We start from the raw sequence: 7,614 nt of genomic DNA, 5'->3' as shown, positions 1-7,614 counted from the left end.
GAGCATGTTCAGCGCGGCTTCGTTCGCACCGCCGTGCGCCGGGCCCCACAGGCAGGCGATACCGGCCGCGATACACGCGAACGGGTTCGCGCCCGACGAGCCGGCCAGACGCACCGTCGAGGTCGAAGCGTTCTGCTCGTGATCGGCGTGCAGGATGAGAATGCGGTCGAGCGCGCGCACGAGCACGTCGTTGACCTTGTACTCTTCGCTCGGCGTGGAGAACATCATGCGCATGAAGTTCGCGCTGTACGACAGATTGTTCTGCGGATACACGAACGGCTGGCCGATCGTGTACTTGTACGCCATGGCCACGAGCGTGGGCAGCTTCGCGATCATGCGGATCGCCGACACCTCGCGATGCTTCGGATCATTGATGTCGAGCGAGTCGTGATAGAACGCGGACAGCGCGCCGACCGCCGCCACCAGAATCGCCATCGGATGCGCGTCACGGCGGAACCCCCGGAAAAAGAAGTGCATCTGCTCATGCACCATCGTGTGGTTCGTCACGGTGGCGACGAATTCGTCCTTCTGCTGCTGCGTAGGCAACTCGCCCTTGAGCAGCAGGTAGCAGCTTTCGAGGAAGTCGGCGTTCTGCGCGAGGTTGTCGATCGGGTAGCCGCGGTAGAGCAGCTCGCCCTTGTCGCCGTCGATGTACGTGATCGCCGAGTTGCACGACGCCGTCGACATGAAGCCCGGGTCGTAGGTGAACATGCCGGTCTGGCCGTACAGCTTGCGGATGTCGATCACGTCCGGGCCCATCGAGCCCTTGTAGACCGGCAACTGAACACCTTCAGCGTGGCCGGGAATCGTGAGCGTGGCGTGTGTCTTCGAATCGATCATTGTGTGTCCTTGAATTGCTCTCATCGCAACAGGACGCAGCCGCCGGCGGAGGGCCGGCATTGCTGCGACCGCTCGCCGCATTCTAAGGCGCAGCGCACCAGCGATTGATAGCGCATGCGGCAACAATGCCTCCTCGAACCAGCAACACTTGAAGCTTGCGGCTTCCTTAACATCGATATCTGCAACAATATTTTGCTTCCGCAGTGCACCATGCGACGCTGTGCCTCTGCGATACTGCTTGACATGCAACGACTCCCCCTGTCTCGCATGCCGTAACACTGGCCCGTCTTCACCGGCGCGCTTTTTTTGTCAGACCACACGCGCTTAAGGCAAAACGTAAGGAAGCAACAGATGAACATTTCGATCGACACCCTGTTCGCAGAAGACGAACTCGCAGAGGGCGCCATCGTCACGGCACTCAATCATCAGGACATCGTGGTCGCACTTTCGGCGGCGCTCGCCACCGAGCGCGTGGCCGTGCTGCACATGCTGTATCCGCGCACCGACGCGCGCACGCACCGCAGCCTCGACGCCCTCGTGAACGCCCTGCACGGCCACGGTCTGCATCAGGTCGCCCGACTCGTTTCGCAGGAAGCGCACTATCTGGTGTTCAAGGACCCGGCGAAGGCATGGAAGGCCTTCCACGAAATCCGCAATGATTCCCTCGCGATCGGCGTACATCTGTACTACGCGGGCCTCGTGGGTGAAGCTGCCGAGCACAAGCTCGACGCACACGCACACGGCCGCGACTAAGCGGCACTCGAAGCGGAAATCGTTCGGACGACGATATTTTCCGCGTAGCAAAGGAAGGGCGGCCATATTGCACGGCCGCCCTTCCCGCTTTTAGCGCCCGTAGCCGCTCGCGAATCGATCGACGAGTTCGTTGAACGCCGCGGGCCGCGCCAGATTCATGCCGTGCGACGCGCCCGCGCCCCGCAAGGGGCACCGTGCCTTCGCGCGCCGGCTCGCCCCGTTATTCGTACATTTCGAACGTATGCTCGCTCATGAGCGAAGCCGCCGCACCCGCGCCTCGCACGGCACAGGTGAGCGGCTCGTCGGCCACGCGCACGGCCACGCCGAGCTCGGCGGCGAGGCACTGATCGAGCCGCGCGAGCAGCGAGCCGCCGCCCGTCAAGACAATGCCGCTATCGGCGATATCGGTGACGAGCTCGGCCGGCGCCGTTTCGATCACGTGGCGCACGACGCGGATCACCTCGCGCAACGGCGCGGCCAGCGCGTCGGCAACGTCGTGGCTCGTGATCTCGACCGTGCGCGGCAGGCCGTCCTCCATGCTGCGCCCGGTCGCGCGCATGAGTTCGATGGGCTCGCCGCGCAGCGCGCAGCCAATCGTCTTCTTCACATGCTCGGCGGTCTGCTCGCCGAGCACGACGCCGTAGAGCGAACGCACGTGATCGACGATGGCGCGGTCGAACTGGTCGCCGCCCACGCGCACCGAGCCGCTGCACGCCACGCCGCCAAGCGCGACGATGCCCACTTCCGTCGTGCCGCCGCCGATATCCACGACCATCGAGCCCGTTGCCGAATGCACGGGCAGGCCCGCGCCCAGCGCCGAGGCCAGCGACTCGCCGATCAGGTTCACGCTCGCCGCACCGGCCGCCAGGGCCGCCTCGCGAATCGCGCGCCGCTCGACCCGCGTCGCGCCCGCCGGCACGCACACCGTGAACGCCGCGCGCCGCCCGAGCAGGCGGCGCGGCTGCGCCATCGCCACGAAGCGGCGCATCATGTGTTCGGCGGCGGAAAAATTGGCGATCACGCCATGCGCGAGCGGGCGCACGGCTTCGAGATTGACCGGCGTGCGCCCCAGCAGATCCTTGGCCTCGCGGCCCACGGCGGCCACCGTCGTCTCGCCCGCCCCCGTGCGGCGTTCGAAGCAGACCACGGAGGGCTGGTTGAGCACGATGCCTTCGTCAGCGGTATAGATCAGCGTGTTGGCCGTGCCGAGATCGAGCGCCACGTCCTGGCGGAACAGCCTTTTGGAAAAGAAGGATTGCGGCTTGGCTCGGGCCATATTGGTCTAGTGTGCGGTTTTGAGCGCCCCGGCCAGGCGAAGCGCCGCCGGAAGACATTCCGGTGGCGGCCTCGTCCAGGCTGCGCGAACCTGCCGCGCGCCGGGCGGAACGGGCCTACGCGGCCCATATGGTCGCGGCGACTCCCCGTATTAACGGCCGCGACCGGCGCGAACTTTAGCCGCGCCAAAAATAACTGAATAGAGTAACCGCCCAGGATGGCGGAAATAAGTCTCGCGCGGGCGGTAACAGGGTCCGACCGCAAGCCAGTTGACCGGGCTGGGTGCCAGGCCGGCGCCCGCGCGAATGCGGCTCGTCAGCCGTTTGACTCGCGGCCGAGCGCACGCACGAGCGCATCACGGCCGAGCACGACGCCCTGCGGCGTGATCGTGTGGCCGACGCCAGGCAGCGCGTAGGCGGCGACTGCAAAACCCGCGTCGCTGAATGCAGCGGCCGCGCGTTCGAGCTCGCTGGCAGCAATCACCTCGTCGTCTTCCCCGTGCACGAGCGTGAGCACGGTGCGGCTCCTCGCGACCACGGGCGTGACGAGGCGCCCGGCATAGGCGACCACGGCCGCCGCGCCGGATGCCTGCGTGGCCACGTGGTAGAGCGACATGATGGAGCCCTGCGAGAAGCCGACGAGAGCGAGCGCGTCGTGACCGAGCCCCCAGTGCGCGAGCTCGGCTTCGAGCCGGCGCTCGAACACCTGCGCGCCCGCGGCGACACGCGCCTCGCGGTTCGTCTCGCTGATGTCGCGCAGGCTGAACCACTGGCGTCCGCCAAAACCGCCGTCGAACGGCTCGCTGCCGTCGAGCGACGCGAACGCGACGCCCGGCAGCGCATCGCGCCATACGTCGGCGAGCGGCGTCAGATCCTGCGCGTTGCTGCCCACGCCGTGCAGCAGCACAACGAGCGCGTGCGCGGCACCTTCGGCCGGCGCAAGACGCCAGCCCCCTTCAAACGCTTCCCAGTTCATGGTCAGGCCTCCGCTGTGTCGGCACGCTTGGTGCGGTCCGGTGCAAGTTAGTTTTATGACGTAATCATATTGTGTGGCTGGCGCTCGCGCTCTTGCGCAGTGCGGAACAGGCGCAAGGATACGCCCGCGTTGGGCCGTGCGCTCGATAACCGCGCAGGTTGCCGCGTTCGCACGTGAAAGTCGATCGCAAGCCACGATGCCCCTCTGCCGACCGGGAATACTCCTGCGCCTCAGGATGGCCTCGAGCGATTGCGGGTATGCTGTGCCGCATTCACGTTTCGCCCTTGCGGGCATCTCGCCGTTCCGATCGCCCGATCGTCACGCAGCGCCCGCATCTCGCCTCGGCACACTGCATCGAACAAGCGGAGAACAAGCTTGAATCAGCCCTCAGCGCCACCCTCGCCGCCCCCTCCGCTCGAAGGCGCCAAGCTGATCCTCGCGACCATTGCCGTTGCGCTCGCAACCTTCATGAACGTGCTGGACACGTTCACGACAGGTAAATGCTGCGGTGTTCTGCCTGTCAATACGTCCTATCTGTCGTGAAATCAATGACTTAACCTGCTCCCCATGCAAGCCGCGATCCGCTACAACTCCTCCACGAACAACTGATATGTGGGGAATGGCGTGGGGGGAACAGGTCAAGCAATCCATCAGCGAAGTCACGCTCTCGCGCCTGACTGCAGCCGACGACAACAGGACCGTGCGCGACGGCTCGGGCCTGTCGGGCAAGGTTCACGCCACGCGCGACGGCACGGTGTCGGTGCACTCCCGCTACCGCTTCGACGGCACCTCAAGCGAAGCGACGCTGGGAGCCTGGCCGCGTGACAGCCTCGACATCATCCGCGACCGCTTCGAGGAAATCAGTCTGCGCGTCTCGCACGGCACCGATCCGGCAGGCCGGAAGCAGGCGGTTGCCGCAAAGCTGAAGCAGGAGCAGGAAGACATCGAGCGGCGGCGCGAACAGCAACTGACGTTTGGCGACCTGTACGCGGTCTGGCAAACGGAGGGGCTGTTGCGCAAGGATGGTGAGTACGCGCGCAGCTTCTGCGAACGCCACCTGCTGCCGCTGGTTGGGCGCACGAACCTGCGCGACCTGAACGACAGCGCCCTCGCCGCGCGGCTACGCGCGCTCATTGCCGAAGGCAAGTGCCGCACCGCCCTTGAACTGTTCGCCTTCGCAGGCCAGGTGCTACGCTGGGGACTCGTGCGCAATCCCCGGCGCAGGCTGCTCGATATCAACCCGATTGAGATCGACATCGACCGGCTGCTGCCGCCCGGTTACAAGCCATACCGTGAGCGCGTGCTGACGCCCGAGGAAGCGTGGACGCTGAACCAGCGCTTCATGACGATCCGCGAGGCGTGGACGCTCGCCCAGCCAGAAGCGCAGCATCAAGCCGCTTGAGCGGAGCCTTGAGCTGGGTGTGGGCATCGCCTTCTCCACGATGGTGCGAAGCTGCGAGCTGATGCAGGCCCCGTGGGAAAACGTCGATTTCGACCGGCGCACGTGGTTCATTCCCGGCGCTCACAGCAAGAACAAGCGCAGCTATCGCATCTTCCTGTCCGACTTCAGCACCGCCCTGCTGACCGAACTGCGCATTCTCACGGGTCACCCGCCCTGGCTGTTCCCGCACAGAAAGGATGTCACGCAGCACGCGCCGATCAAGGACGTCGGCAACGCCCTCGCCCACCGCCAGGCCGACGATGGCACGCCGAAGAAGGCGATCATGCGTCCGATCAACTCGTCGCTGCTGCTGTCCGGTGGCCGCTGGAGCCTGCACGATCTACGGCGTACCGGAGCGACCTATATGCAGGCGCTCGGCGTGATACCCATCGTGATCGAGCGGTGCCAGAATCGTGTGTCGTCGCTCGACCAGTCCGAGAAGCAGCTCAACCGCCAGCTTATGCGGCACTATCATCAGTACCACTACGAGCGCGAGATGCGCGCCGCGTGGCAGGAACTCGGGGCGTTCCTGGAGAAGACCTGCAGGGGCGAGATACCTCAACTGCCGAATCCCGACTACGACGCCTACGACCTCGGCTCCGATGATGACGTGCGCGCGCTGCCCGAGGCGGCGTAAAAATCACAGGGTGTGATCTTTGCCACGGAGCTAATGCAGGACGCGCGGCTGCGGCACCGGTTCATCCGGCGCGGGCTGGCAGTCGCGCGGAAGCTCTAACGCCGCCAGCTCCATGGTCTCGACCATCGGATTCGCCATGACAAGCAGTCCTGCAAGCCACACCTTGAAGTCCGGCATCGCGTTGTCAGGCAGCTTGCAGCATGTCATTTCCTCAATCACCGTCTGCGCCAGCATCGGGGGCATGAAGATCACGGTCGGCCTGCAACCATGCCGCTGCTCAAACGCCGCAATCATTTCCCCGAGTTGCCCGTTCAGTTCCTTCACCAGACGCATTTCGTTCATTGGTTTCTCCCGCCGCCCTGTGGCTTCCCTGCGTTCTGCACGAGCTGCGCCACGTACTGTTCGGGTTCGAAGCGCATGCCGACAACCGGCTCGCCACCCGGCGACTCACCCAGCCATGCCGACCAGCCGAGCTGATGCTGATCCCCCATCACCGCAGGCGGCGCACAATGCGGCTTGATCTGCAACTCCAGCAACCACTCGAATTCCAGTCCCATGTACGCCCGCACCCACGCCACCAGCCGCAGCAGGCTATCCCCCCGTGGGGTGAAGCGGTGGTAGTCCGCCATGTCGAGCGGCCCGATCACCATGCAGAAACGATGCCGCCTGTCGGGCACATGCCCGCCCAGGATCGCCCCGCGACCCAGGCTCGCTGACATGCCCTGCTGCCTTATCCTGCATTGCAGTTCCGGTGGCAGCATCATCCAGTGGTCCGAGAATTCCTCGATCCGTACCGGCACGCCGAAATGGTGCGCCACCGACATGGCCAGCGCATCGACGTTCCGGGCCTCGCTCACCAGATGCGGCGCGGCGGACAGGCGCGCATGCAGCGGCAGGGAGACGGTACGGTCATGCCGGGGCGAGCGCCCGGACAGGCAGCCGATGTAGAACGAGAAGCGGTCGTCATCGGGCCGGTCGAGGCTCGCGGCGGACTGCGCCGACGCCCAGGCGCGGTAGAACAGCGTGAGCGAGCGGTGGTGGAAGATGTCGAGGAAGTTGCACAGCGTCGGGTCCTTTCGCAGTTCTTCGCGCTCACGCGCGATCTCCGTGACGTGAATTGGCAGCGGCCCGTTAGGGCCAAGCATGCCTAGGCCGTAGAGGCGGATGCGCAGCTTGCCGTTGACCACCCGTGCGTCCGCGATCTCGCTGGGCGCGAAAATCAGGCTCGGCTTCTGGCCGACCTTGAAAGGCTCCGTCGCGGGCAGGCTGGCCTTGCCGACCGGATCGATGGCCGGGTTCGCATTGATCCGGCGCATCAGCGCGAAGAACCCGTATTTCCAAGGCGTGGCCTGCAACCGGTCGATCAGTTCGACTGGGAGGGCAACGGTGAGTTTGGTCCGGTCCATCAATTTCCCTTGGTGGAATCGGGCCGCGTAAGCGGCCCGGACAAGTCATTTAAGGCTCGATATCAGACTGCATCCACATGTGGCGTGATGTCCCTGCCGCGCAACCGGTACACCCTTGTCCTTGATCTTCCTGTCTCCTTCGAGGATCACATTCGGGTTCACGTCGGGGTGCTGGGGGCACTTCACCTCGTCACCTTTGCGGGCAACGCGGACGCCCTTGTAACGCATCGTTTCGGAAGCGGTAACAACTTCGCCGCCATGGTCGGTAGTAAGTGTTCACGAAAAAT

At 65.1% G+C, this 7,614-nt stretch carries 9 protein-coding genes and 1 pseudogene; 4 read left to right on the top strand and 6 right to left on the bottom strand.

The window, feature by feature from the left end:
* On the bottom strand, positions 1 to 840 hold an 840-nt coding region (gltA, locus tag VMJ11_RS13405), incomplete at its 3' end, for a citrate synthase (RefSeq protein WP_325619888.1).
* 351 nt (positions 841 to 1,191) lie between these two features.
* Here gltA and VMJ11_RS13400 point away from each other — a divergent pair.
* Complete coding sequence (locus VMJ11_RS13400; protein WP_325619887.1) at positions 1,192 to 1,593, top strand: hypothetical protein; 402 nt, start codon at positions 1,192 to 1,194, stop codon at positions 1,591 to 1,593.
* 220 nt (positions 1,594 to 1,813) lie between these two features.
* Here VMJ11_RS13400 and VMJ11_RS13395 read toward each other — a convergent pair whose 3' ends face one another.
* The gene (locus tag VMJ11_RS13395) at positions 1,814 to 2,869 is read right to left on the bottom strand and encodes a rod shape-determining protein (RefSeq protein ID WP_325619886.1); all 1,056 of its coding nucleotides are present in this window, start codon (positions 2,867 to 2,869) and stop codon (positions 1,814 to 1,816) included.
* A 314-nt stretch (positions 2,870 to 3,183) separates the two neighbouring features.
* Positions 3,184 to 3,843, bottom strand: coding sequence for an alpha/beta hydrolase (locus tag VMJ11_RS13390; RefSeq protein WP_325619885.1), 660 nt, complete (start codon positions 3,841 to 3,843; stop codon positions 3,184 to 3,186).
* Positions 3,844 to 4,218: 375 nt separating this feature from the next.
* On the opposite strand from VMJ11_RS13390, the gene VMJ11_RS13385 reads away from it, so the two are divergent.
* The 3 genes from VMJ11_RS13385 to VMJ11_RS13375 all read left to right on the top strand — a co-directional run bounded on the left by VMJ11_RS13385 (position 4,219) and on the right by VMJ11_RS13375 (position 5,921).
* Positions 4,219 to 4,386: a hypothetical protein gene (locus VMJ11_RS13385; RefSeq protein ID WP_325619884.1), complete on the top strand. Its 168-nt coding sequence runs from the start codon at positions 4,219 to 4,221 to the stop codon at positions 4,384 to 4,386.
* A 157-nt stretch (positions 4,387 to 4,543) separates the two neighbouring features.
* A complete protein-coding gene (locus VMJ11_RS13380; RefSeq protein WP_325619883.1) occupies positions 4,544 to 5,245 on the top strand; it encodes an integrase arm-type DNA-binding domain-containing protein in 702 nt (233 codons plus the stop codon).
* Positions 5,232 to 5,921 carry a site-specific integrase gene (locus tag VMJ11_RS13375; protein WP_414694385.1) on the top strand — a complete coding sequence of 230 codons (690 nt, stop codon included), beginning with the start codon at positions 5,232 to 5,234 and terminating at the stop codon, positions 5,919 to 5,921. Before VMJ11_RS13380 ends, VMJ11_RS13375 begins: the two co-directional genes overlap by 14 nt.
* Positions 5,922 to 5,951: 30 nt before the next feature.
* On the opposite strand, the gene VMJ11_RS13370 is transcribed toward VMJ11_RS13375, so the two are convergent.
* The 3 genes and pseudogenes from VMJ11_RS13370 to VMJ11_RS13360 all read right to left on the bottom strand — a co-directional run.
* Positions 5,952 to 6,263 (bottom strand): hypothetical protein, encoded by a 312-nt coding sequence (locus tag VMJ11_RS13370; RefSeq protein WP_325619881.1) that lies wholly within the window; start codon positions 6,261 to 6,263, stop codon positions 5,952 to 5,954.
* Positions 6,260 to 7,327 (bottom strand): type VI secretion system baseplate subunit TssG, encoded by a 1,068-nt coding sequence (gene tssG / locus VMJ11_RS13365; protein ID WP_325619880.1) that lies wholly within the window; start codon positions 7,325 to 7,327, stop codon positions 6,260 to 6,262. Before tssG ends, VMJ11_RS13370 begins: the two co-directional genes overlap by 4 nt.
* A gap of 45 nt (positions 7,328 to 7,372) precedes the next feature.
* A pseudogene (locus VMJ11_RS13360) lies at positions 7,373 to 7,594 on the bottom strand (PAAR domain-containing protein); the annotation flags it as partial.
* Positions 7,595 to 7,614: the final 20 nt, after the last annotated feature.

The organism is Paraburkholderia sp. (assembly GCF_035501035.1).
Taxonomy (GTDB): domain Bacteria; phylum Pseudomonadota; class Gammaproteobacteria; order Burkholderiales; family Burkholderiaceae; genus Paraburkholderia.
Note: the sequence above shows the minus strand (reverse complement) of the source record. Positions and strands in the feature narration are given on the sequence as shown.

Coding starts and splice junctions, on each gene's coding strand:
- VMJ11_RS13400 (WP_325619887.1), top strand. CDS start 1,192: ATGAACATTTCGATCGACACCCTGTTCGCAGAAGACGAACTCGCAGAG.
- VMJ11_RS13395 (WP_325619886.1), bottom strand. CDS start 2,869: ATGGCCCGAGCCAAGCCGCAATCCTTCTTTTCCAAAAGGCTGTTCCGC.
- VMJ11_RS13390 (WP_325619885.1), bottom strand. CDS start 3,843: ATGAACTGGGAAGCGTTTGAAGGGGGCTGGCGTCTTGCGCCGGCCGAA.
- VMJ11_RS13370 (WP_325619881.1), bottom strand. CDS start 6,263: ATGAACGAAATGCGTCTGGTGAAGGAACTGAACGGGCAACTCGGGGAA.
- tssG (WP_325619880.1), bottom strand. CDS start 7,327: ATGGACCGGACCAAACTCACCGTTGCCCTCCCAGTCGAACTGATCGAC.